This is a genomic window from Clostridium sp. D53t1_180928_C8 (assembly GCF_015667795.1).
GTDB lineage: Bacteria > Bacillota > Clostridia > Clostridiales > Clostridiaceae > Clostridium.
Genome location: NZ_JADPEL010000021.1, coordinates 36381 through 60054 on the forward strand (window position 1 = coordinate 36381; position 23674 = coordinate 60054).

At 27.9% G+C, this 23674-nt stretch carries 22 protein-coding genes and 2 tRNA genes; 2 read left to right on the top strand and 22 right to left on the bottom strand.

Translation table 11 applies throughout. The features are described from left to right. Nucleotides 1–49 precede the first annotated feature (49 nt). The 9 genes from lonB to I4V51_RS12970 form a co-directional block, all read right to left on the bottom strand. Nucleotides 50–1702, bottom strand: coding sequence for an ATP-dependent protease LonB (gene lonB / locus I4V51_RS12930; RefSeq protein WP_195988850.1), 1653 nt, complete (start codon nt 1700–1702; stop codon nt 50–52). Between the two features lie 142 nt (nt 1703–1844). After that, the gene (gene clpX, locus I4V51_RS12935) at nt 1845–3140 is read right to left on the bottom strand and encodes an ATP-dependent Clp protease ATP-binding subunit ClpX (RefSeq protein WP_195988851.1); all 1296 of its coding nucleotides are present in this window, start codon (nt 3138–3140) and stop codon (nt 1845–1847) included. Between the two features lie 39 nt (nt 3141–3179). Next, nucleotides 3180–3776, bottom strand: a complete 597-nt coding sequence (gene clpP / locus I4V51_RS12940) for an ATP-dependent Clp endopeptidase proteolytic subunit ClpP (protein ID WP_195988852.1) — start codon at nt 3774–3776, stop codon at nt 3180–3182. 157 nt (nt 3777–3933) lie between these two features. Continuing rightward, the gene (tig, locus tag I4V51_RS12945; protein ID WP_195988853.1) at nt 3934–5217 is read right to left on the bottom strand and encodes a trigger factor; all 1284 of its coding nucleotides are present in this window, start codon (nt 5215–5217) and stop codon (nt 3934–3936) included. Between the two features lie 109 nt (nt 5218–5326). Then, the gene (locus I4V51_RS12950; protein WP_195988854.1) at nt 5327–6031 is read right to left on the bottom strand and encodes a hypothetical protein; all 705 of its coding nucleotides are present in this window, start codon (nt 6029–6031) and stop codon (nt 5327–5329) included. Nucleotides 6032–6178: 147 nt separating this feature from the next. Beyond that, complete coding sequence (locus I4V51_RS12955; RefSeq protein WP_195988855.1) at nt 6179–6373, bottom strand: hypothetical protein; 195 nt, start codon at nt 6371–6373, stop codon at nt 6179–6181. Nucleotides 6374–6770: 397 nt separating this feature from the next. Beyond that, complete coding sequence (locus I4V51_RS21405; RefSeq protein ID WP_279325454.1) at nt 6771–8057, bottom strand: peptidoglycan DD-metalloendopeptidase family protein; 1287 nt, start codon at nt 8055–8057, stop codon at nt 6771–6773. A 26-nt stretch (nt 8058–8083) separates the two neighbouring features. After that, nucleotides 8084–9346: a hypothetical protein gene (locus I4V51_RS12965; RefSeq protein WP_195988856.1), complete on the bottom strand. Its 1263-nt coding sequence runs from the start codon at nt 9344–9346 to the stop codon at nt 8084–8086. A 7-nt stretch (nt 9347–9353) separates the two neighbouring features. After that, complete coding sequence (locus I4V51_RS12970) at nt 9354–9692, bottom strand: hypothetical protein (protein WP_195988857.1); 339 nt, start codon at nt 9690–9692, stop codon at nt 9354–9356. 258 nt (nt 9693–9950) lie between these two features. Between I4V51_RS12970 and I4V51_RS12975 the strand changes: the two genes are divergently transcribed. Beyond that, entirely contained in the window at nt 9951–10541 is a 591-nt protein-coding gene (locus I4V51_RS12975; RefSeq protein ID WP_195988858.1) for an ECF transporter S component, read from the top strand. Nucleotides 10542–10767: 226 nt separating this feature from the next. Beyond that, nucleotides 10768–10950, top strand: coding sequence for an alpha/beta-type small acid-soluble spore protein (locus I4V51_RS12980; protein ID WP_133015732.1), 183 nt, complete (start codon nt 10768–10770; stop codon nt 10948–10950). A 95-nt stretch (nt 10951–11045) separates the two neighbouring features. Here I4V51_RS12980 and I4V51_RS12985 read toward each other — a convergent pair whose 3' ends face one another. The 13 genes from I4V51_RS12985 to I4V51_RS13045 all read right to left on the bottom strand — a co-directional run bounded on the left by I4V51_RS12985 (nt 11046) and on the right by I4V51_RS13045 (nt 23674). Beyond that, nucleotides 11046–11831 carry an endonuclease/exonuclease/phosphatase family protein gene (locus I4V51_RS12985; RefSeq protein ID WP_195988859.1) on the bottom strand — a complete coding sequence of 262 codons (786 nt, stop codon included), beginning with the start codon at nt 11829–11831 and terminating at the stop codon, nt 11046–11048. A gap of 1 nt (nt 11832) precedes the next feature. Beyond that, nucleotides 11833–13500, bottom strand: coding sequence for a PTS transporter subunit IIBC (locus I4V51_RS12990; RefSeq protein ID WP_195988860.1), 1668 nt, complete (start codon nt 13498–13500; stop codon nt 11833–11835). A 99-nt stretch (nt 13501–13599) separates the two neighbouring features. Next, nucleotides 13600–15258 (bottom strand): alpha-glucosidase, encoded by a 1659-nt coding sequence (locus tag I4V51_RS12995; protein ID WP_195988861.1) that lies wholly within the window; start codon nt 15256–15258, stop codon nt 13600–13602. A gap of 229 nt (nt 15259–15487) precedes the next feature. After that, complete coding sequence (locus I4V51_RS13000; RefSeq protein WP_195988862.1) at nt 15488–16528, bottom strand: LacI family DNA-binding transcriptional regulator; 1041 nt, start codon at nt 16526–16528, stop codon at nt 15488–15490. A 124-nt stretch (nt 16529–16652) separates the two neighbouring features. Then, entirely contained in the window at nt 16653–17702 is a 1050-nt protein-coding gene (gene asrC, locus I4V51_RS13005) for a sulfite reductase subunit C (RefSeq protein ID WP_195988863.1), read from the bottom strand. A 13-nt stretch (nt 17703–17715) separates the two neighbouring features. Then, a complete protein-coding gene (asrB, locus tag I4V51_RS13010; protein ID WP_195988864.1) occupies nt 17716–18507 on the bottom strand; it encodes an anaerobic sulfite reductase subunit AsrB in 792 nt (263 codons plus the stop codon). Then, complete coding sequence (gene asrA, locus I4V51_RS13015) at nt 18500–19543, bottom strand: anaerobic sulfite reductase subunit AsrA (RefSeq protein ID WP_195988865.1); 1044 nt, start codon at nt 19541–19543, stop codon at nt 18500–18502. Before asrA ends, asrB begins: the two co-directional genes overlap by 8 nt. A 341-nt stretch (nt 19544–19884) precedes the next feature. Next, the gene (locus I4V51_RS13020) at nt 19885–20595 is read right to left on the bottom strand and encodes a GNAT family N-acetyltransferase (RefSeq protein WP_195988866.1); all 711 of its coding nucleotides are present in this window, start codon (nt 20593–20595) and stop codon (nt 19885–19887) included. A 172-nt stretch (nt 20596–20767) separates the two neighbouring features. Continuing rightward, a complete protein-coding gene (locus tag I4V51_RS13025; protein ID WP_195988867.1) occupies nt 20768–21559 on the bottom strand; it encodes an ABC-2 family transporter protein in 792 nt (263 codons plus the stop codon). Between the two features lie 5 nt (nt 21560–21564). After that, a complete protein-coding gene (locus I4V51_RS13030; RefSeq protein ID WP_195988868.1) occupies nt 21565–22383 on the bottom strand; it encodes an ABC-2 family transporter protein in 819 nt (272 codons plus the stop codon). A gap of 2 nt (nt 22384–22385) precedes the next feature. After that, nucleotides 22386–23384 carry an ATP-binding cassette domain-containing protein gene (locus I4V51_RS13035; RefSeq protein ID WP_195988869.1) on the bottom strand — a complete coding sequence of 333 codons (999 nt, stop codon included), beginning with the start codon at nt 23382–23384 and terminating at the stop codon, nt 22386–22388. 132 nt (nt 23385–23516) lie between these two features. Then, nucleotides 23517–23592, bottom strand: a tRNA-Lys gene (locus I4V51_RS13040). Nucleotides 23593–23599: 7 nt separating this feature from the next. Further along, nucleotides 23600–23674, bottom strand: a tRNA-Gln gene (locus I4V51_RS13045).

Below are 23674 nucleotides of genomic sequence, written 5' to 3' on the forward strand. Positions count from 1 at the left end.
AACTGGCCGTAAGGTCCTTAACTATAAATTGCTTCGCAATTTTCTTAAATTATTCTTTTCCTTTTGCAGATAAAATATCTATTTTTGAATTTGGAGTTTCAATTATACATAAGTCTATTACTTCTTTAATATGTGATACCTTAATTACTGTTATTCCGTCATATTCATAAAAACTATCATTCCAATTAGCCTCTGGAATTAATACTTTCATTGCACCAGCTTTTTTAGCCGCTAATATTTTGGCATTAACTCCACCAATAGGATTAACAGCACCTAATAGACTTATTTCACCAGTCATTGCAATTTTGCTATCTATAGGCATTTTTATTATTGCACTATAAACTGCACTAGCAATTGCTATTCCGGCAGAAGGACCATCTACAGGTATTCCTCCTGGTATATTTATATGAATATCATATTGTTCACATTTTAAATCAAAAATATTATTTAAAGCAGTTAATACATTTTGTATTGAAGAATATGCCGTACTTTTTCTTTTTATTTTTCTATTACTCATAGTAATTTCTTCTTCTTCAATAATTCCTGAAATTTTTAATTCTCCGCTTCTTTCTGATACCTTTCTAGCTGTAGCCTCTATTTCCATCAACATACCTATATTAGCTCCATGTACTGCTAAACCATTAACTACTCCAATTTGTGGTTCATTAGGAACTCTTATATCAGGTATCTCTGTATATTGACCATTTTCTATTACCCACTTAATATCATCTTCAGTTATATTTTCTCTATCTTCATTAATAGCAATACCTGCACATAACTGAACTAAATTAACAACCTCTCTACCATTAGAACAATGTCTACTAATAACATCTAAGCCTTTATCTGTAGCTTTTAACCCAACCCTTTCTATAGCTCTACTTCCTATCTCCCTTATTTCATCAGTTTGTAAGCCTCTAAAAAACACCTCTACACATCTAGATCTTATAGCTGGAATAATTTCTTCAGGACTTCTAGTTGTTGCACCTATAAGTCTGAAATCAGCTGGTAATCCATTATCAAAAATTTCTTTTATAAAAGTAGGCATATTAGGATCTTCAGAACTATAATAAGAACTATCTAAAAAAACTTTTCTATCTTCTAATACCTTCAGCAATTTATTCATTTCTATAGGATGTAACTCTCCTATCTCATCAATAAATAATATTCCACCATGGGCTTTTGTTACTGCTCCTGGTTTGGGTTGTGGTATACCTGCAACACCTAGTGCTCCAGCCCCTTGGTAAATTGGATCATGAACCGAACCTATTAACGGATCTGCTATCCCCCGCTCATCAAATCTTATTGTTGTAGCATCTATCTCAACAAATTTAGCATCTCGTTTAAAGGGAGATTTTTCTTTCTTTTTAGCTTCTTCTAATACTAATCTCGCTGCTGCTGTTTTACCTATTCCAGGTGGTCCATAAATAATAACATGTTGAGGATTAGGTCCACATATAGCAGCCTTTAAGGCCTTTATTCCCTCTTCTTGACCTATAATATCTTCAAAATTAATTGGTCTACTTTTTTCAGTTAAAGGTTCTGTTAACTTTATTCTTCTCATTTTAAGAAGCTTTTCCATTTCCTTTTTATTTTCTTTATCTACTACTACGGTTTTAGAATGATTAGCTTTATTACTATTAAATAGGTATACTATAAATAGAATCATCATTATGAATTGTAAAATTATCATTATTTCACTCATAAATTTCTTCCCTCCACTTTTATAAACTCTATTTGTATTATTAACCTTTAATAGTTCTATTATTCCATAATTGCTAGTAATTAATTATATTTTCAAATAAAAAGAAAAATGAAAACACCCCTAGAAATCTAGAGGTGTTTTATTATGCTGTTTCCATGCCTTTTCTTTTTTTAGTTTTTTTAGCTTTTAAAACTGGTCTAACTTCATTTTCACCTAATCTTACCAACTCAGGTAATTGTTTGGATTTAATTGTTTCTTCAGTAATAATAACTTTGCCTATATTCTCATCCGATGGAACATCAAACATAACATCAATCATTACATCTTCTACAATTGCTCTCAATCCTCTTGCACCAGTTTTTCTAGCAATTGCTTCATCTGCAATTGCTTTAAGAGCATCTTCAGTAAACTCTAATTCTACATTATCAATTTCAAACAATTTATTATATTGTTTAACTAATGCATTTTTAGGTTGACTTAAAATGTTAATTAAAGCATCTTGATCTAAAGATTCTAAAGAAACAACCATAGGTAATCTTCCCACAAATTCTGGAATTAATCCAAACTTTAATAAATCTTCTGGAAGAATATTTTTTAAAGTTTCTCCTACATCTTTAGCTTCTTTAGATTGAATTTCGGCTCCAAATCCCATTGTGCTTATTCTTGTTCTCTTTTGAATTATTTTTTCTATGCCATCAAAAGCTCCACCACAAATAAATAATATATTTGAAGTATTAATTTGAATAAACTCCTGATGAGGATGCTTTCTTCCACCTTGTGGCGGAACAGAAGCTGTTGTTCCTTCTAGTATTTTTAATAATGCTTGTTGAACCCCTTCTCCAGAAACATCTCTTGTTATAGATGGGTTTTCAGATTTTCTAGCAATTTTATCGATCTCATCAATATAAATAATACCTTTTTCTGCTTTTTCAACATCATAATCAGCATTTTGTATTAATTTAAGTAAAATATTCTCAACATCTTCTCCTACATATCCAGCTTCAGTTAATGTTGTTGCATCTGCAATTGCAAATGGAACATTTAAGAATTTAGCTAATGTTTGTGCTAATAATGTTTTACCTGATCCAGTTGGACCTAATAATAATATATTACTTTTTTGAAGTTCAATATCATCATCTATCATATTAGCTTTAACTCTCTTATAATGATTGTAAACAGCAACTGATAATGCTTTCTTTGCTCTATCCTGACCAATTACATATTGGTCTAAATAAGCCTTGATTTCGGTTGGTTTTGGTAATGCTGTAGTATCTAATTCTACATTATCTTCAAATTCATCTTGAATTATGTCAGAACATAAATCTATACATTCATCACATATATATACCCCTGGTCCGGCAATTAACCTTTTTACTTGATCTTGATTTTTACCACAAAATGAACACTTTAATTGCTTTTTATCTTCAAATTTAGCCATAACATCACCTCACTTTGGCCTATTAATGCCAAAAACTAATTATTTTTTATTTTTTACAATAACTTCATCGATTAATCCAATTTTTAATGCTTCATCTGCACTCATGAAATTATCTCTTTCACACATTTGAACCATAGTTTCATAATCGACTTTACCATTAGTTGATTCTGCCATTGTTCTAGTTAAAGTTTCTTTTATCTTTAATATTCTTCTAGCATGAATATCAATATCAGTAGCCTGACCTTGGAATCCTCCTAATGGTTGGTGAATCATTATTTCACTATTTGGAAGAGCAAATCTCTTTCCTGGAGCACCACTTGATAATAAGAAAGCTCCCATAGAAGCTGCCATACCGATACAAATTGTACTTACATCACAGTTAATATATTGCATAGTATCATAAATAGCCATACCAGAAGTTATTGATCCACCTGGACTATTTATGTAAAGATAAATATCCTTATCAGGATCTTCACTTTCTAAAAATAGCAATTGAGCGACTACTAAATTTGCAGTAACATCATTTACTTCCCCGCTAAGCATTACAATTCTGTCTTTTAAAAGTCTTGAGAATATATCGTAAGATCTTTCTCCTCTTCCTGTTTGTTCTACAACATATGGAACATAATTGCTCATATTTGTTTTCCCTCCTTTTCTCTTTAAAACCCTTCTTACTTTATAATATATCCAACTAATTAAAAGTAATTATATTAAAATTATATAAAATTTACTTTATTTTGTTAAAGAAATATTTGAATAATTGCCAGAATTTCTTCTGGCAATTAATATAAGACTATTTATTGTTTTCAAGTAATAATTTCATTGTTTTATTTGTAATAACGTCAGCTCTTAATGCAGCTTGTTGGCTTTGCATTAATAAGTCAACCATTTTTTCATCTTCAGATGCAGAATACATCTTAGCTACTTCTACAGCTTTTGCTCTTATTTCTTCTTCTGTAGCTTCAACATTTTCAGCTTTTTCTATAGCTTCTAAAACTAAATCTACTTTTACTTTAGTTTGAGCATTTGCTTTCATGTATTCTCTCATTTTAGCTTCGTCGCTTCCAGTGAATTGGAAGTATTGTTCTAAACTTAAACCTTGATATTGTAATCTTTGTTGTAAGTTTTGAACCATCTTATCTACTTCTTTTTCTACCATAACTTCTGGAATTTCAACTTTTGCATTTCCAGCTACAGCAGTAATAACAGCTTCTTCGAATTCTCTTTCTGATCTTTCAGTGTTAGCATCTTCTAACTTCTTAGTTATATCTGCTTTTAAATCTGCAATAGTTTCAAATTCAGATGTTTCCTTAGCGAATTCATCGTCTAACTCTGGTAATTCTTTAACTTTTATTTCTTTTATAGTAACTTCAAATTTAGCTGGCTTTCCGTTTAACTCTTCTTTTCCATAGTTTTCTGGGAAAGTAACGTTAACTTCTACTGTATCATTTACTTTTGCTCCAACTAATTGTTCTTCAAATGTATCTATGAAAGTCTTAGAACCAATTTCTAAAGAATAATCTTTTCCTTCTCCACCTTGGAACGCTTCCCCATCAACATATCCTTTGAAGTCGATAACAGCTATGTTTCCATTTTCAACTGTTCCCTCTTCTTTAGTTTCAACTCTTGCATTCTTTTCTTGCATTTCTTTAAGCTTCTTTGAAATTTCTTCTTCAGTTACTTCATAAGTTTTCTTTTCTATTGATAAACCTTTGTATTCACCTAATTCAACTTCTGGATAAACAGTAACTTCTGCAGTGTAAACAAAATCTTTACCTTCTCCAACTTCGATTACATCAACCTTTGGATAATCAACTGGTATTATATTATTTTCTTTTAATACTTCACTGTATGATCCTTCTATTGCAAAGTTAACAGCATCTTCTAAAAGAACTTCTATTCCATAATATTTTTTAACCACATTCATAGGAACTTTACCTTTTCTGAATCCTGGCACATTGAAATTCTTAACATTTTTCTTATAAGCTCTTGTTAAAGCAGCATTAAATTTTTCAGCTTCAACCTTTACTTCAAATTTAACGATATTTACATCGATTTTTTCCATTTTAGCTTCCATTGTATATTCCTCCTAAAAAAGTATCTCTTGTTTGATTAATACAACTAGCTTATTATAACACAATTAAGCTATTTTTTACAAATGTTTGTTCACAAAATTACTTAATAATTTACTCTTCACTAGTAATATACCTAATATCACCATCAATTTCAACCTTTATGGCATTATCATTGATTTCATATAAATTAATATAATGACCTTGAAAATCTTCTTTGATAGTATGTATATTATTATTTATTGTAACAATCGAAACACATTGTTTCAAGTCCTCATTTAATGTAGGTATATTAGTAATGTAAACAATTTTTTCATCATCTACTATCTTACCTTGATCATGCCATATATAATTCGGATTATTACTTAGCACTTCTATTTTTGAAAGTTTTTGATTATTTTGTGTAATATACTCATTCAAAGTTAAATCTATGACCTCTTTTTTTGTATTAACCAAATATAGATTTTGATTTCTATCTATAATCAAAGCCTTATCTTTATTAATATCAATTGATCTTATCTCATTGTCTGATTCAACATCAATTATTTTATCTATGTCGTTACCTTTAATAAATTTTAATATAATATTATTATCATTTAACATAACATTAACATTTTCTATTTTTTCACTATTTAATCTTAACTCTTTATTAAATGCTATATTCTTAAAAGTTGCACTTATTTTCTGCATATCATATTTCATAACTGTAATGCCTATTATTAAAGCCAATATTCCAAAACATATACTTATATTTCTTCTTTTTTTTCTCCTTTTCATAATTCTTTCATAATCTCTACTAAATATACTTGGTTTGGCCATATCGCACCTCCTACACAGAACAAAAATATTCACAACCACTATTTTACCATAATAAGGGTATTTTATAAACTTTTATTTACTCTTATATATATATTTCACTATTTTTCTTCTTTTCCATTCTTTTCTACCTTATTATTCGACATTCCATTATCTTGATTTACAGCATTTTTTTGACTTACTGCATCCATTACACTTATCAGTCTTATCCCCTTTACTACTACAGCACCCACCGCACCTTAACATACCTAATTCTCTCATTTCTTCTATAGTCAATTTAACTTCATTTTCACTATAATCTTCATAGTCAGGCTTATCTTTAAGAATTTCTCCTCTATATCCCATCCCATTTTCCTCCTATTTCTCAATATATTAACATAATTATATAATGCTTTTATTCTAAATTTATACATAAAAAAATTTTTTTCAACTTTTTTTGTAAAAATTATTTGATTTTATTAAATACTATTGTATAATAATGATATAGTATTTAATTAATAAATATTTCAAAAAGCCCATACCGCTCTATAATTTTATATTGTAGAGTTTTAATAAAACCCCACACAATCACTTATTCCCTTTCTTAAGTGATTGTAATCCCTTAAACCTGTGCTTAGCACAGGTTTTTTTATTTGTAAAACATCTTGTTTAAAGCTTTCTTCACTATTATTGTCTTACTTTAAACTTATTATACAAAAAAGGTTATGTATGACATAACCTTTTTTACATAATACATTTATATTTAATAAGGTATATAATTTAATGGGTCAACTGCTTCCCCATTAATTCTTATTTCAAAGTGTAAATGAGGGCCTGTACTATTTCCAGTTGAACCTACTTCTGCAATTACATCTCCCTGTGAAACTGTATCACCAACGGAAACTTTTAAAGTCTGTGCATGAGGATATAAAGTCTGAACTCCATTACCATGACCTAATATTATAGTCTTCCCATATCCGCTTATCCAACCTGAATATTCAACAACTCCGCTTTTAGAAGCTTTAATAGGATCTCCATAATTTCCTGCATAATCTATACCTTTATGTAACTTATACTCACCAGTAACAGGATTAACTCTATATCCATAATAACTAGTTATTTGACCTGGAATTGGACGTAAAAAGCCATTTTCTATAGGTAAATCATCTAATTTATCATCATTTCCAGTTCCTCCAGCAACATTATTAATAATTCTATCTAATTCAGCTTCTAGTTCACTATTATGACTTTCTAAATCATTTATTTGATTATTTATGGCCACATTATTATTCTCTAAAGATGCAATACTATTTAACTTATCATTTTGAAGTGCTAAAAGCTCCTGCTTTTTTTCCTCTTCTTTATCTTGTATTGCAACAACACTATTTTTTGCACTAACTATTTCAGCTTGTTTTTCTTTTATTGCTATTTGATTTTCTTCCTGCTCTTGTATCTTTAAATTTATCTCTTCAATTTCAGCAGCCATATTTTCTTGATTAACTTTTGATTTTTTTATTAAATCCTTATCAAAATCAATTATTCTAGAAATACTTGTTAAATTCTGAAAAACTTCAAAAATATTTTTACTTTTAATAATCATATAAATATATTGCTGTGCCAAATTAACCTTATACACACTTCTTACTCTTGAATCCAATAATTCTTGAATCCTTTTTTGTTCCTCTTTTAGCTCTTCAATATATTTTTTCTTTATTTCTACTGTATTCTTACTTTCATTAATAGCATTATTTAACTTATTCACTTCTGATTGTATCTCATCTATCTGTTTCTGATACTCACTAATTTCCTTTTGAAGTTTATAAAGTTCATTTTCTTTTTCCTTTATCTGTTCTTCTACTCCACTCAATTGATTTTTTTCTTCCTCAATTGAGCTATTTACTTTTTCTTTTTCATCTTCAAGACTTTCAATTTTATTTTTATTATTTTCTATCTCTTCTTTTATTGAATCGCTTTTCTCTGCAAATACATAAGTATTGTTTATCATCATGCATATAATAACTGCATATATAACCTTTTTCCTATTATTCATATTTTCTCCCACATTTTATATTATCTTTATATATCTACTTTCTGTATTCCTTTAATTATAAAAGTTCCATCTTCATATTCTAAATTTAAAATAAAGGAACTTTCATTAGAGTTTTTAACAAATGGTAATAATTTTTTGTATACACTATAATTAACTTTAGTAACTAAGCTAGCCTTATATTTATTTTCTTCATATTTAAAATCACTTTTCTCAATCTCTACAGCTAAATCTGTTATTTCATAATTATTGCTTAACAAAAAGCTCTTTTCATTAATATAGCTATAAACCATTGTTTTTACTTCTTCAGTCGCATTAGAGATAATGTTTTTATCTTTAGTATTCAATGCCTCAAATGAACTACTATAGAAACTATTTACTATTTCATCAATCATATTATTTAATGTCTCATTAACCATATTTATATCGAGCTTAATATATTGATTATTATTTATCAATACATCTTCACTTTTTATAAGCCCCCATGGGAATTCCTTCTCAAGATACAGTTTAATATCCTTATCCTTGGGTATAGGCCCATAATTTTTAATATCTTTGGCTATTAATCCAGTATCAACACCATTAATAAACACTTTCGCATCATCAAAGTTTGTATATAATGTTATATAGTTCCCATCAACATTTATCTCTACAGTATCATCTTCCATTAAATTAAGTATTTTTTTATTAGTAATATCTCCATAATCCGTTTTACAAGTGTATATAATATTATAAAACCCTGGAACAATATTAAATTCAGCCTCATCAACTAAATTGAATCTTTTATTGGAAAACTCTATTTCAACATTTTTATCACTACTAATAAATTTAACAGTAACATCGTTAATATTGATATAATATTTTTCTTTTAAAAATCCCCTTTTAATCTTTAATGTAAAGTTTCCACTTTTACCGTTTTTACTTATTTCATTAACTATCTTTTTTATTCTTACTTGATCTTTATTATAACTATCAATAAGAGGTTGTAAATCTTTCGAAGATACTCTTTCATCTTCTAACTTTACATAACGGGATAACATAGAAGAATTCCCATTAATTAAAGCGGATTGAAACTTATTTAGTACTTCTTCTTTAGATAAACTAAATCTGGTAATTAAAAATAAAAAAACAAAAATTATAGATATAGAAACTATAATAATTTTAGATTTATTTCTTTGCCATACTAAATTAAATCCTATATTTTTAATATTCTTAATATCTGTAATTAAACCTAATAAACTATTCTTAATTTTTTCATACCCTACTTTTATACTTTTTTTAAACTCTTCCATTATATTTTTACTCCAAAATATCTATAATCCACTTTCCACAAGATACGCATTTATATAATCTAATAACAAATAAATCTAGAGACTTATAGTTTGATAACCCTGGTTTTTCTTCAAGTTCCTTTTTAGTAACAAACTCATCTTCTTCATTTAAAAATCCTTGAATTTCAATTATATAATTTTTATTAGATTTTCCACAGCAGTCATTTTCACCAACACATTCTATCTCTTCATATATTAACTCATTTTGTAATTCTTCTATTATAGGTAATAAATCCTCAAATTCACTTATATCATCTAAAAAATCCTCTTTATTAAAAACTAAATCTTTAATTTCAAATAATTTCATTTCTTTACTCCTTATATAAATATTTTACTCTACTCATAATATATCATGTATTTTACACTATTCAACATTTTATTTTATTTTTTTAGCTATTTTTCACTAAAAAAACAAATTAAATAATAATTGTCTATTTTCACAAATATTTATTAATAAAATTATCTATAAATAATCTATTTGGTTATTGAAAAATTTGTATTTTTATATTAAATTAAAGTTTGAGTATTATTTTAATAAATTTTATAAATATGAGGAGAGAAACTAATGAAAAGAAATACTAATTCTAGTTCTAAAACTAGAAGGCTCGTTCTTATTGGTGCACTAGGTGGAATCTCAATATTTCTTGGCATAAGCGGGTTGGGTTTAATACGTTTACCAATATTTAGTCTTACTATAATGCACGTTCCTGTAATTATCGGTGCATTATTAGAAGGTCCTATTGTAGGAATTGCAGTAGGGTTAATTTTTGGTTTATTTTCCATGTATCAAAACATTACTGCACCAGGATTAACATCTTTTATTTTTTGGAATCCTATAGTTGCATTAATTCCAAGAATGTTAATCGGAATAGTATCATATTATTCATTTAAACTGCTTAAAAGTAAAATTAAAAGCACGGGAATATGTGCAGGATTTGCATCAATTTTAGGAACATTAACTAATACAATCGGTGTATTAGGTTTAACTTATATCTTATATTTAGATAGATATGCTCAAGCTAGAGAAATTTCACGTCAAGCTGTAGCAGGAACTTTACTTACAGTTGGTTTAACTAACGGAGTTCCAGAAGCCATTGTATCAGCATTAATTACAATTCCTATAGTTGTTACAATGTTAAAAATAAAAAGAAATTAAGAAATAATACATAGCTAGTATATATACTTATGGCTATGTATTATTTTTATTATTTTGTTACAATTAATATTAAATTCCATTTTAAATTTAAAATACTCTTTTTTTCCTCTATTACCTTGATTTTAATAGATTATATAAATTGACTCTGCACATAATACTAGTGTAAGTAAAAAAGATTTACTTACAAATGAAAATAAATATTAATTTATTTAAAGGAGGGTCTTTTATGGCTCAAAAGTTAGTACCAGAAGCAAAAAACGGATTATCAAAATTTAAGAATGAAGTAGCAAGCGAAATGGGAGTTCCTTTCACAGACTACAACGGAAACTTAACTTCAAAACAATGCGGTAGCGTTGGTGGAGAAATGGTTAAGAGAATGGTTGAACAATACGAACAAGGAATAAAATAAGCTAACTAAAAATAAGTTAATAAAACAAACAAGAGAGTGTAAATATTATTAATATTTACACTCTCTCCCTTTATAAATATTTGTTTTTATTTTTCTTATATAATAACTTCTACCCCATAGTGATCTGAAACTACACTTCTATTTATATCATTAAATATTACCTTAGATTTTTTTACATCCACTTCTTTATTGCTTAGTATTAAATCTAATCTCTTCTTTTCAGATTGTGCTTCCCATCCTGCAATTTCTCCAATAACAGTAATTCCAGCGTCTTTTTCTTGTGCCATAAAGTAAGTATCAATTAGACCTTTATTTATTAAATAATCATATCCTTCATTTTTCACCAATGCATTATTGTTAAAATCTCCCATAACAAAAGATAATCTATCATTTCTTATATTCTCTAATAATTTATCTGCTTGATATTTAAAAGGTTCTATACTATCGTTCCACCACCCTGTATGACAGCTATAAAAATCAATTAATTCTCCTTGAATATCGATTGTTATATTAACTATATTTCTACTTCTATAGTTTGTTTTATCTTCACTTTTCGAAATATAAAACGATTTAAAATCTTTAATATCATGTAATGTTAATATTGCTAACCCTTCTTCATATATATCATAGCCTATATGAGAGTAATCCCATACAAAGTTATATTTATATTCATTAATGTTATTCAATTCTTCAATTAATAATTTAGCAAAATTATCTTCTTTAATTTTAGAGTTTACATTTTTTGAAGCTATTTTTTGACTTACTTCTTGAAGAGCTATTACATCGTATTGCTCCTCTTTAATGACCTTTGCTAAATATTTAATTTTTTCAATCTGATTTTCCTCTTGCCATGAATGGCAATTTAAAGTTAAAAGTTTCATATTAAACTCCTAATATATCTTGAATATTTGATTTTAATACATCAGCTTTTGGGCCATAAATAGCTTGAACTCCGCTATCCTTTAAAATTAATCCTAAAGCCCCATTCTTTTTCCATTCTTTCTCATCTGCAACCTTATCTATATCTTTAACTGTTACTCTTAAACGTGTCATGCATGCATCAACATCTTCAATATTTTCTTTTTCTCCTAATAAAGAAATTATTTTTAAAGATAAAACATCATTTGCTGTAGCCTTATCTATTGCAGCTTCACTCTTTGAATCATTTGACTCTTCTTCATCATAATTTCCTAAACGACCTGGTGTAGGAATTTTAAACTTTTTAATGCAGAAACTAAATACTCCATAGTTAATTCCAAAGAATGCTAAACAAGCAATAATGAAGTTAATAACATCTCCAATTAATCCAGCATTAATCATCATAGGTATACGAGTTATAAGTTCTATTGCACCAAAAGCATGTACTCTTAAATTAATTAAATCAGCTAATGCAAATGCTAAACCTGTTAATATTGCATATACAACATAAAGCACTGGTGATATAAACATAAATAAGAATTCTATTGGTTCACTTACCCCTGTTAAGAACACTGCTAATCCAATTGAAATAAACATTGATTTATATTTTTTCTTTTTATCTGGATCTACATTTTTATACATTGCTAATGCAACCCCTAATAATGATGCCGTTGATAAAATTACTTGCCCAACCTTAAATCTTGCTGGAGTTACTGTTGCTAATAAATTATTATATTCAGACATATTACCTGCAGACTTAAAGTTAATTAAATCTGTTATCCATGCAAACCATAATGGATCTTGCCCTGCAATTACTGTGCCTGCTGCTGCACCTGTTAATGATGTATAAACGCCACCTAATTCAGTATAATTTACTGGAATTGTTAACATATGATGTAGTCCAAATGGTAGTAATAAACGTTCTAATGCTCCATATACAAATGGTGCTAATACAGGGGCTGTATCTTTTGAATTAGCAAGCCATATACCAAAACTATTTAAAGCACCTTGTGCAAAAGGCCAAACTATAGAAAGAATTAAAGCTGTAACTGTTGACCATAAAATAACAACAAAAGGAACAAATCTTTTTCCATTAAAGAAATTTAATGCTTGTGGTAACTTATTGTAATTATAATATTTATTAAATAATGTTGCTCCTAAGAAACCTGAAATAATACCTATAAATACTCCCATATTAAGTGCTGGTGATCCTAAAACACTTGTAAAGTAATCTGGAACAACTAATGTTGCACCTAATAAAGATTTAACTGTAGCGGTGCTATCTGCTAACATTTCACTGCTTACACCAAAAATTGCACCTGTAATACGATTAATAAGAACAAATGATAGTAGACCTGCAAAAGCTCCACCAGCTCTTTCTTTAGCCCATGATCCACCTATTGCAACTGCAAATAATATATGTAGGTTTCCAATAATTCCCCATCCTATATTATCCATTACTCTAGATATTGCTTGAATTATATCGGCCTCAAAATACATTCCCAATAATTTTCCTATGGTTATCATTAAACCTGCTGCCGGCATAACAGCAATAACTACTAATAATGCTTTACCAAATTTTTGCCAAAAGTCGAAAGATAATAATTTTCCTTTTTTCTTAGATTTACCCATGTTAATTCCCCTTTTCAATGAATAATTTTATAAATTCTTCATTATATAATTTTTTTAATATTTAAAATACTATAATTCTTAATTTTTTCTCTTCATAACTTATATCATGTAAAGCCTTGCTTCATATGGTTTTAGAATGAATTCATTAATATTTTCATGATAATTTACAATATAATTACTTAATAGTAAATTATCATACTTTAACTCTTCATTATATGAGTATCTCACTTTATCATGTGATAAATTCACTATTATAATGAATTTTTCATTTTCCATAGTTCTTGTATAAGCATAAATTTTTTCATCATCCTCTAAAATAAGATCATAACTACCATAAACTAATGTCTTGTTTTCTTTTCTTATTTTAATCATTTCTTTATAGAAATTTAAAATTGAATTTTTATTTTCTAGTTGTACCTTTACATTTATATTTTTATAATTTTCATTAATATTAATCCATGGTTTTCCTTCAGTAAATCCTGAATTAGCGCTATCATCCCATTGCATTGGTGTACGAGAATTATCTCTTGATACTGCCCATACATACTTTAAAGCCTCTTCTTTACTTAAGCCTTCATCTATCTTTTCTTTATATATATTTATCCCTTTTACATCATTATAATCATAAATTGAATCAAATTTTACGTTTGTCATTCCAATTTCTTGACCTTGATATATAAACGGTGTTCCTTGTTGCATAAAATACATTAACCCAAAAGCTGTGGCACATTCTCTTAAATATTCCTCATCATTTCCCCATGTAGAAATCACTCTAGGAATATCATGATTTTCTATATATAGCGCATTCCATCCATTTCCATCTAATGCCTTTTGCCATTTTGTTAATACCTTTTTATAGTTTTTTACATTAAAGTTATTTTCACTTTCAGCTCCCCATAGGTGTAAATGTTCAAATTGAAATATCATATTAAACTTTCCATTCTCTTCTCCAACCCAAAGATCCGCTTCTTCAGCCTCTACTCCATTAGCCTCTCCTACTGTCATAATATCGTAGTTATCAAAAGTTCTTTCTTTTAATTCACCTAAGTATTTATGTATTCCTTCTACATTCATATGTTTTTGAAAAGATTCTACATATTTTAACCCTTCCGGATTATCCATATCCATTAATCCTTCTTCTTTTTTTATATGACTTATTGCATCAACTCTAAAACCATCAATCCCTTTATCCAACCACCAATTTATCATACTATAAATAGCTTCTCTTAGTTCTTTATTTTCCCAATTTAAATCCGGCTGTCTTTTTGTAAATAAGTGTAAAAAATATTCTTTAGTATTTTCATCAAACTCCCATGCAGACCCCTTGAAAATACTTTCCCAATTATTAGGTTCATTCCCCTCTTTTCCTTCTCTCCAAATATACCAATCCCTTTTTGGATTATCCTTTGATGACTTAGATTCTATAAACCATTTATGTTCATCACTAGTATGATTTACAACTAAATCTATTATAAGTTTCATATCCCTTTTATGAACTTCTCCTAGTAATTCATCAAAATCATCCATTGTTCCAAAATCATCCATAATATCTTGATAATCACTTATATCATAACCATTGTCATCATTTGGTGATTTATACATAGGACATATCCAAATTACATCAATACCTAACTCTTTCAAATAATCTAACTTAGAAGTTATTCCCTTTAAATCTCCTATTCCATCCCCATTGGAATCCTTAAAACTTCTAGGATATATTTGATATCCTACTGCTTCTTTCCACCAAACTCTTTTCATTAAAACACCCCTCTTACGTGCAATCGGTTGCACAACTATTTAAATAATATGTACAGTATTAACTACTGTACATATTTTTATTTTTAACTTGTCCAACTGTTTTACAACTTACTAAATCGTTACCAGTTCCATGAATTTACTATAACACCTTCAGAAATTGTTTACAAGAATTAAATTATCCCATTTTCAGCCAAATTTTTAAATTATACTTAATTATCTCTCTTTTTCTTTAATTTATGCAATCGGTTGCATTAAACTTTACATTACCTTTTTTCAACAACGATTCTCTCTCTATAAGATTAGTTTCAACAACATAATATCCTTTACTTTCTCTATTTTCTAATTTATCAATTAGTAATTTTGTTGCATACTTTCCTAGCTTTTCTGAATTAATATCAACTGAAGCTAATGGTGGATTTTTATATTGAGCCATGGGAATATTGTTAAATCCAACTATAGCTATATCTTCATTACCTAATTCTTTAATAGCCCTTTGAACTCCAAAAGCCAATAAATCATCTGTTGTCACAAATGCTGATACTTTATTTTTCTCTAAGATTTTCCTAGCACCTATGTATCCATTTTCTTCCGAGAAATCATCCATCTCTATTATTAATGAATCTTTCACTTCTACATTTCTACTAAATAAAGCTTGCTTATATCCATTTAACCTATCTTTAGAAACATTCATTTCCTTTTTGGCACCTATAAATGCTATTTCTTTATTACCTTTTTTTATTAAGTTTTGAGTTAGATTATACATAGCTGCAAAGTTATCATTGTCAACCCATAAAACATCATCAATTTCATCTGGTCTCCCTATTACCACAAATGGAAAACACTTCTCTTTTAAATAATTAATAGTTATATCATTCTCTTTTACATTAAATAAGCATAAACCATCTACAAGATTTCCTTCTGTAAATTTTTTTATCCATTCTTCATCATCTTTTTTGCTATCGTTAAAAGCATACATTATATAATAATTCTCCTTTTGAGAATACATACTTATACCTTTCATGGCTTGAACAAAAAACGGATTTTCAAAAGATACCTCTGCTCCTCCTGGTAATAAAACAGCTAATATTCTTGTTTTATTATTTGCAAGGCTTCTCGCTACAACACTTGGTGTATAATTTAACTTCTTTATTGCTTCATTTACTCTTTCTTTTGTTTCTTCACTTATTTTACTACTATTTGCCAAAACTCTAGAAACTGTAGACGTTGCCACTTTAGCTTCTCTTGCTACATCTTTTATTGTTACCTTCATAAACCCTCCATATTTCTTTCTCATCTCAGCCTTATTATAGTATAAATTTCTTATAAAATAAATAGAAGCACAGTATAATATTCTTGGTTAATTTGAATATTATACTGTGCTATATCTAAATTAATTATTTTCTAATTGGTCTTGTACTGCTTATTGATTTATGCATACCTATTGGTTTAACATTTATATTTGATCTATATTCTGTTTCTGCCCAATATATATTTTCTGCTACTAAGGCCTCTTTATTAAGTTCAACTCCATCTAAAATTATTTCTTTAAACTTATTATATCCTGCTCTATCAATTAAATGTCCACCATGTAAATATTCTGGTTTATAATCCAAAGCCCATTCAGAGAATTTTTGCCAATTTGCAAATATACCAAGTACAGTTTCTTCACTTGCAAAATTAACAAATGTTTTACCCATTCTAGGATTTTGTTTTCCAGTTCTACCTCCTATAACTATTCTGTAGAACTTTTTAGGACTACGTGTCCAAGCACTTGTTGGACATGCTAATACACATTCTCCACATCCTACACAACAACAAGGATCTTTATCAACTAATCCGTTTTCATTTAAACTTAAAACTCTTGTTGCATGGTGCTCACAAGCTCTTACACAAGCTCCACATCCTATACATCTATCTTTATGATATTCCATTCTTGCTTGTCCTATTATTCCAAAATCCTGAAAATGCCCTTTTCCACAATCATTTGGACAACCAGATATTGATACCTTAATATGATAATGTGATGGGAAGATTAAATTTTCTACTTTTGTAGCTAATTCTTTTGTATTTACATTTGCTTTTATACAATGAGTATTTCCTATACATGCCATTATATTTCTAGCACCTATTGTAGGGTATCCTTTATCATTTATAGGCATATCACAGTTACATTCATCAACTTCTACTTCTTTAATATACTCTTTTATATATTCATTTACTGCCGGTATATTTTCATATTTTATTCCTGGAATATTAAAAGTTTGTCTCATTCCTATATGAAAAGTTCCATTTCCCCAAGTTAATGCTATATGCTCTACATCACTTAAATATTTTGCATTTATTGTTCCACCTGGAATACGCATTTGTAACATAAACTCTCCAGGAACCTTTGATTGACGGAAACAATTTACTCTAGTTTTCTTTATATCTATATCATGATTCATAATAAAACTCCTCCTAGTCTAATAAGCTCTTTGCTTTAGTATAGTTAAATACTGGTCCTTCTAAACAAACATAAGTCTCATCTATTCTACAGTGTCCACACTTTCCTATTGCACAAGACATTTTTCTTTCAAACGAAACATATATTTTATCTTCTGGAACTCCTAATTTTACAAACTCTAAAGCTGTAAACTTCATCATCATTGGTGGTCCTACTATTATTACTTCATAGTTATCTTTAAATCTTTCTAATGGTAACTTAGATAAATGTGTTGTAACTAATCCATTTTCAAACCCTTCTTTTTCACCTTTATCTAATGTATATATAGTATTAAACTTTTCTTTCCATAATCCTAATTCATCTTTAAAAAGCACTGAATTTTCATCTTTAAAACCAAATATTAAATTAACACTTTCTGCATATGTTTCATCATTATAAAACATATTTATCATACTTCTTACTGGAGCAACTCCTGTCCCCCCTGCTACTATGATTACATTCTTATCCTTCAACTTTTCAACTGGCCATCCCTTACCATAAGAACCTCTTAAAAATAATGTATCTCCTGGTTGTAAAGTGAAAATTTTATCTGTTACTTTTCCTACTGAACGAATAGTAAAATCTAAATACCCATCACCAAATCCACTAACTGATATTGGCGCTTCTCCAACTTTAGGAATTGATAGTTGTAAAAATTGTCCATGTTCAACCTTAATATCAGTCTCAACCCTAAATGTATATTCTAAATTACTTTCTTTTCTTATATCAATAATCTTACATGCCTTTGGTGTTAATATATTACTCATTACTTTCCCCTCCAATAATTTCTTTAACTGCCTTATCTACTTTATTTATAGTTGCTGTAATAGAAATATTTTCTGGACATCTATCTGTACATCTTCCACAACCTACACACATATGAGTATCTCCAAACTTTTCTTTATAATCATGTATTTTGTGTAATACCTTATATCTCATTTTATCACCAGCAGTAGTTCTAAACTTATGACCTCCTGCCATTTCATCAAAACCATCAATATGACAAGATGCTTGTACTCTTTTTCTTTCTCCAACATTAGCATTTTCATTATAAATTATATCTCTAGTTGTATAGCAAGAACATGTAGGACAAGCTACAGTACAACTTCCACATTGAATACATCTTTTATCATATTCTTTCCACATTGCGTGCTCTTTTAATTTATTTAACACTTCTTTACTTTCTATTTCTGGAAGATTTACCTCTGCAATATTTTTCTCTATAAATTTAAGTTCAAATTCTTCTTCAACAAAATTTGTGAAATACTTATCAAATTCGTCATCATTAATGTTGAATAATGCCGAATTCTCGTCAAATCTAACAGCTAGGCTATAATCATCTGTCTTATTACTATTCATAACTGTACAGAAACAAGTATCAAACCCTTCAACACATTCCATACATACAAATTTAACTTTTTCTCTAATTCTTTTATAAAAGACATCTTCAAATCCACCGTTTTCTAAATAAATTTTATCTTGTCTTTTTTGTGCATTTATATCGCAAGGTCTTGCAAATATTAATATCTTTTTATCACCATATGGATTTTTACTTTCTCTAAATTCATCTTCAGTAAAGAAGTATAACGTTTGGTTAATTGGTGTAATTATCTCTTTTGCTGGATATGTTGATTTTTCCCTATAAATAATCTCTTCAAAAGAATTAATCTCATCATACTTAATTATATCCGTATCTGAATATCTTCCCTGCTTTGTAAATCTCTTTGGTGCATATATCCTGTATTCCTTTTTTAATTCTTCAAACAAACTATTTATCTCATTTGATAATAATTTATATCCCATATGTATCCCTCCAAAACTTAGTTTAACGATGTAAAAAGCTTTATTTTTTATTTATTTGCTTCCTACAATTTCACTATACTACTTTTGTTATTAAATTAACAATTGAACTTTATGATAATTATCATTTAAAAATTTTATGATTACATTAATTTTCCAACAATTCAGTTAATCAAATTTCTATATAAAAATATATTTATAAATTAACATTATACAAAACAAAAATTTTAATTACCCTAATTCTATATAAGTTATAAAATGAAAGATAATAAAAAATCTACTTATACAAAAAACCTAGGATAACTACTTAATTAGAAGCACTTATTCTAGGTTTCTTGTTATTTTTATTCTATCATTAACCACCAAACAATATCTTTTGAAATTTCAAATCCTAATCTTTCTTGTAGTCTAATAGACTCTAAATTATTAATTTTAATTTGTCCATAAGGTATTCTATCTTGCGACAAAGCCAAATTAGTTGCATATTTCTGCAAACATTCTCCTATACCTCTATTCCTATAGTATGGTAATACCTCTAATATCCCAATAGAACCTTCTTCATGAGTTCCAATAAATCCAACAAGATTTTCATCGATAAAGGCTCCTAACATAGTATTAGTATTAATTCTATCTCTTATATACTCCATATCAATAGTATCTTTACTTGAATAATTATTAAATACATATTCAGCATACTCTTCATTTAATATTCTTATTTCAATATTACTATTCTCTATAGTTAATGGAGATTTTTTAGTATAAACACTTTGATAACACTTCATTTCATCTGTTACATTAAATATTTCTTTTAAATAGTTTATATAAAACTCTTGATGTGCAACAATCATTTTAGCTTCCTTAGGTATTTTACTTATAAACTCTTTTCCACTATTAATATCTATAACACTTAACATCACTACTACATTATCTTTATCACTAATTAATATCCCTTTATTATTTGACTCTATTACTCTATATCCTTGATTTTTAATACACTCTATCATATCAACATGAAGCAAATAATTACTATATAAAAACTTTAATTCATTGTTCATCATATACCCTCCCATTAAAACAATATGGTTTATTATACCACATTCAAAGTTTAATTTATAAATATATAAAATAAAACAAGACTATATCACTTTTACCATCATATAATCCTGTTAACTTTAATATTTTATCTAATATATAATCTTATTTATTATTTGGGGTATTATATTTAATTTAGCTACCACTACTTTCATATCGCTTCATTCCAATTAACCAAATTCTATAAGCAACAAACAAGCTAACCACTCCCACTATGCAAGTTAATAATATCCCTGTAATAAAACTTTCTCTTCCTAAGAAATAAGCACTAGGAAAATATCCTGTAAAGGCAAATGGTATTATAAATGTTAATATTCCCTTAACCCATGCTGGATAGATAGTAATAGGATATTTAACAAAGGTGCTTAATTGATAAACCATAAATAGATAACTTTGAGCAAATTTAACCCAAAATGCAATAGATGTTACTGCAAGCTTTATAGCTGTATATATGAAACTTGCAAATATTATAACAACTATTAATGAAATAACTTTACCTATAGATATATCTAAATTTAATTTTACCCATGAAATAATCAAAAGAATAGTTCCTATAATTATCTCTCCAAACCCATCTGGTTGAAATTTTTCTACTATTACTTGAAATAATGGATTTAATGGCCTAACTAAATATTTATCAAATTTACCTTCAACTATAGTTTGCCAGCTAAAAATCCAAAGCTGATCTGTAAACACATGATCTATCCCCCTTGGAATTTGTGCAAATCCGTATATAAATAATATTTCATAAAAGCTCCATCCCTTTAAAAATGGTATTGCATTAAATATTAATGTAATAAAAATTACACCTACAGATTGTACAAATAAAAACCCTATAAGTCCTAATATAAAATCAGCTCTATATTCAATTAAGGTTTTGATATACTGCTCTAAAAATTTTAAATATAATCTAAAATATCTTCTCATATATCTTAACCTCCTAAAATTGTTAAACTTTTTATTAATGCTTTCCACATTTTTTTACTTACCATCATCAATGCAATAACCCAAAATATTTGAAGTCCTAAAGCAAATAGAATATTTATACCACTTATTTTTCCTAAATAAATCATTGATGGTGTGTATATAGCAGAACTAAAAGGCAAGAAATTAGTTATAACTTGTGCCCATTTTGGGAAAAATGCTATTGGTATTAATGTTCCAGATAATAAGTTGATTATAGCTTGCATTATTTGAGATAATCCCCACATATTTGTTATCTTAAAAGATATAAGTCCAAATATATAACTAAAATAAAAATTAATAATTATTCCCAAAATAATACTTATAAAATATATAAATATTCTTAATATACTTATATATCCGAAAAACTTATAAAATAAAAATGTAGTAACAGAAAAAGCTATAATAAATATAATTATAAAATTATATAATACATTTCCTAATCCTTGAAAAAACATTCTCTTCTCATAATTTATAGGTCGTACCAGATTAATTGCTATGGAACCATCCTTAACTTCCCTTGAAATTTCATAACTTATATCAACACTTATCATTACTGATGTTAAAAATGATATAAATAAATATATTATCATCTCATTAAAAGTAAACCCATTTAATACAGTTTCAGTAGTACTTCCATAAATAGCCTTCCATAAATAATAAGTAACAGCTAGCATAAAAAAGTCACCAAACATAAATAATACTGCATTAGCTTTATAGGAAATAAGCCTTTGAAATACATTTCTTGTAAAAGGCAAATACGGCCTTATACCTTTTATGTCCCTCATTTTTACACCTCATTCCTATACATCTTCTTAACTATATCCTCTATACTTGTTTCTTTTATTACAAAATCAATAACAGTTAGTTTTTTCATAACTCGTCCTATTACATCTGCAGATGACATTTTATTTTTATTAAAGGTTATAGCTAGTTTATTCTCTTTATACGCTATTTTAAACTCATCATCTACCTTCATTTCATCAAACTCATTAAATTTTTCTAAGTCTACTTCTTCTTTTATTTGTATTTCAACCGTAGTTAAATATCCAAACTTTTCTTTTACACCATTAAGTTCACCATCATATATTTTTTTACCACTATCAATTATAATTATCCTACTACAAAGTTCTTCTATATCATTTAAATCATGAGTAGTTAATATAATAGTTGTCTTATATTTTTCATTTATTTCTTTTATAGCTTTACGAACACGCTCCTTTACAACAACATCTAAACCTATAGTAGGTTCATCTAAATATATAACCTTAGGATTATGTATAAGCGCTGCTGCTAAATCTGCTCTCATTCTTTGTCCTAATGATAAGGTTCTAACAGGACTCAAAAAGAATTCCTCTAACCCTAATACTTCTTTTAAAAACTTCATTCTTTCTTCAAAGTTCTCATCACTAACCTCATAAATATCCTTTAATAAAGAAAAAGTCTCTGATATGGGTAAATCCCACCACAACTGTGTTTTTTGTCCAAAAACCACTCCGATATTTTTAGCATTTTTTTCTCTGTTTTTATAGGGTATTAAACCATTTACGGAAACGGTTCTATTTGTGGGTGTTAAAATCCCTGTCATCATTTTTATTGTTGTTGATTTACCTGCTCCATTTGCCCCTATATATCCTACTATTTCTCCATCATTTATTTCAAAGCTAATACCATCTACTGCTTTTTTAGTTGTGTATTCTGTAGAAAAAAATGATTTTATTGCCCCTTTAAATCCTGGATATTTTTTGCTAATTTTAAATTCCTTAGTTAAATTCTCTACCCTTATCAAAAGCTCACCTTCTTTAATTTTATTTCACATTATATTATACCATTAATTTCATAGAATTTATTTTTATATTTTTTTTTGTAACTTCTCACAATTGTGCATAAAAAAAGCAACTAAGAAGTTTCTTAGTTGCTTTGGTGGCTTACCGGGGAATCGAACCCCGGACACCTTGATTAAAAGTCAAGTGCTCTACCGACTGAGCTAGTAAACCAAATCAATGGCAGGGATAGCAGGATTCGAACCTACGAATACCACAGTCAAAGTGTGGTGCCTTACCGCTTGGCGATATCCCT

Bases quoted from the DNA above. Each gene is read 5' to 3' on its own strand.
- lonB (WP_195988850.1), bottom strand. From the start codon at position 1,702: ATGAGTGAAATAATGATAATTTTACAATTCATAATGATGATTCTATTT.
- clpX (WP_195988851.1), bottom strand. From the start codon at position 3,140: ATGGCTAAATTTGAAGATAAAAAGCAATTAAAGTGTTCATTTTGTGGT.
- clpP (WP_195988852.1), bottom strand. From the start codon at position 3,776: ATGAGCAATTATGTTCCATATGTTGTAGAACAAACAGGAAGAGGAGAA.
- tig (WP_195988853.1), bottom strand. From the start codon at position 5,217: ATGGAAGCTAAAATGGAAAAAATCGATGTAAATATCGTTAAATTTGAA.
- I4V51_RS12950 (WP_195988854.1), bottom strand. From the start codon at position 6,031: ATGGCCAAACCAAGTATATTTAGTAGAGATTATGAAAGAATTATGAAA.
- I4V51_RS12955 (WP_195988855.1), bottom strand. From the start codon at position 6,373: ATGGGATATAGAGGAGAAATTCTTAAAGATAAGCCTGACTATGAAGAT.
- I4V51_RS21405 (WP_279325454.1), bottom strand. From the start codon at position 8,057: ATGAATAATAGGAAAAAGGTTATATATGCAGTTATTATATGCATGATG.
- I4V51_RS12965 (WP_195988856.1), bottom strand. From the start codon at position 9,346: ATGGAAGAGTTTAAAAAAAGTATAAAAGTAGGGTATGAAAAAATTAAG.
- I4V51_RS12970 (WP_195988857.1), bottom strand. From the start codon at position 9,692: ATGAAATTATTTGAAATTAAAGATTTAGTTTTTAATAAAGAGGATTTT.
- I4V51_RS12975 (WP_195988858.1), top strand. From the start codon at position 9,951: ATGAAAAGAAATACTAATTCTAGTTCTAAAACTAGAAGGCTCGTTCTT.
- I4V51_RS12980 (WP_133015732.1), top strand. From the start codon at position 10,768: ATGGCTCAAAAGTTAGTACCAGAAGCAAAAAACGGATTATCAAAATTT.
- I4V51_RS12985 (WP_195988859.1), bottom strand. From the start codon at position 11,831: ATGAAACTTTTAACTTTAAATTGCCATTCATGGCAAGAGGAAAATCAG.
- I4V51_RS12990 (WP_195988860.1), bottom strand. From the start codon at position 13,500: ATGGGTAAATCTAAGAAAAAAGGAAAATTATTATCTTTCGACTTTTGG.
- I4V51_RS12995 (WP_195988861.1), bottom strand. From the start codon at position 15,258: ATGAAAAGAGTTTGGTGGAAAGAAGCAGTAGGATATCAAATATATCCT.
- I4V51_RS13000 (WP_195988862.1), bottom strand. From the start codon at position 16,528: ATGAAGGTAACAATAAAAGATGTAGCAAGAGAAGCTAAAGTGGCAACG.
- asrC (WP_195988863.1), bottom strand. From the start codon at position 17,702: ATGAATCATGATATAGATATAAAGAAAACTAGAGTAAATTGTTTCCGT.
- asrB (WP_195988864.1), bottom strand. From the start codon at position 18,507: ATGAGTAATATATTAACACCAAAGGCATGTAAGATTATTGATATAAGA.
- asrA (WP_195988865.1), bottom strand. From the start codon at position 19,543: ATGGGATATAAATTATTATCAAATGAGATAAATAGTTTGTTTGAAGAA.
- I4V51_RS13020 (WP_195988866.1), bottom strand. From the start codon at position 20,595: ATGAACAATGAATTAAAGTTTTTATATAGTAATTATTTGCTTCATGTT.
- I4V51_RS13025 (WP_195988867.1), bottom strand. From the start codon at position 21,559: ATGAGAAGATATTTTAGATTATATTTAAAATTTTTAGAGCAGTATATC.
- I4V51_RS13030 (WP_195988868.1), bottom strand. From the start codon at position 22,383: ATGAGGGACATAAAAGGTATAAGGCCGTATTTGCCTTTTACAAGAAAT.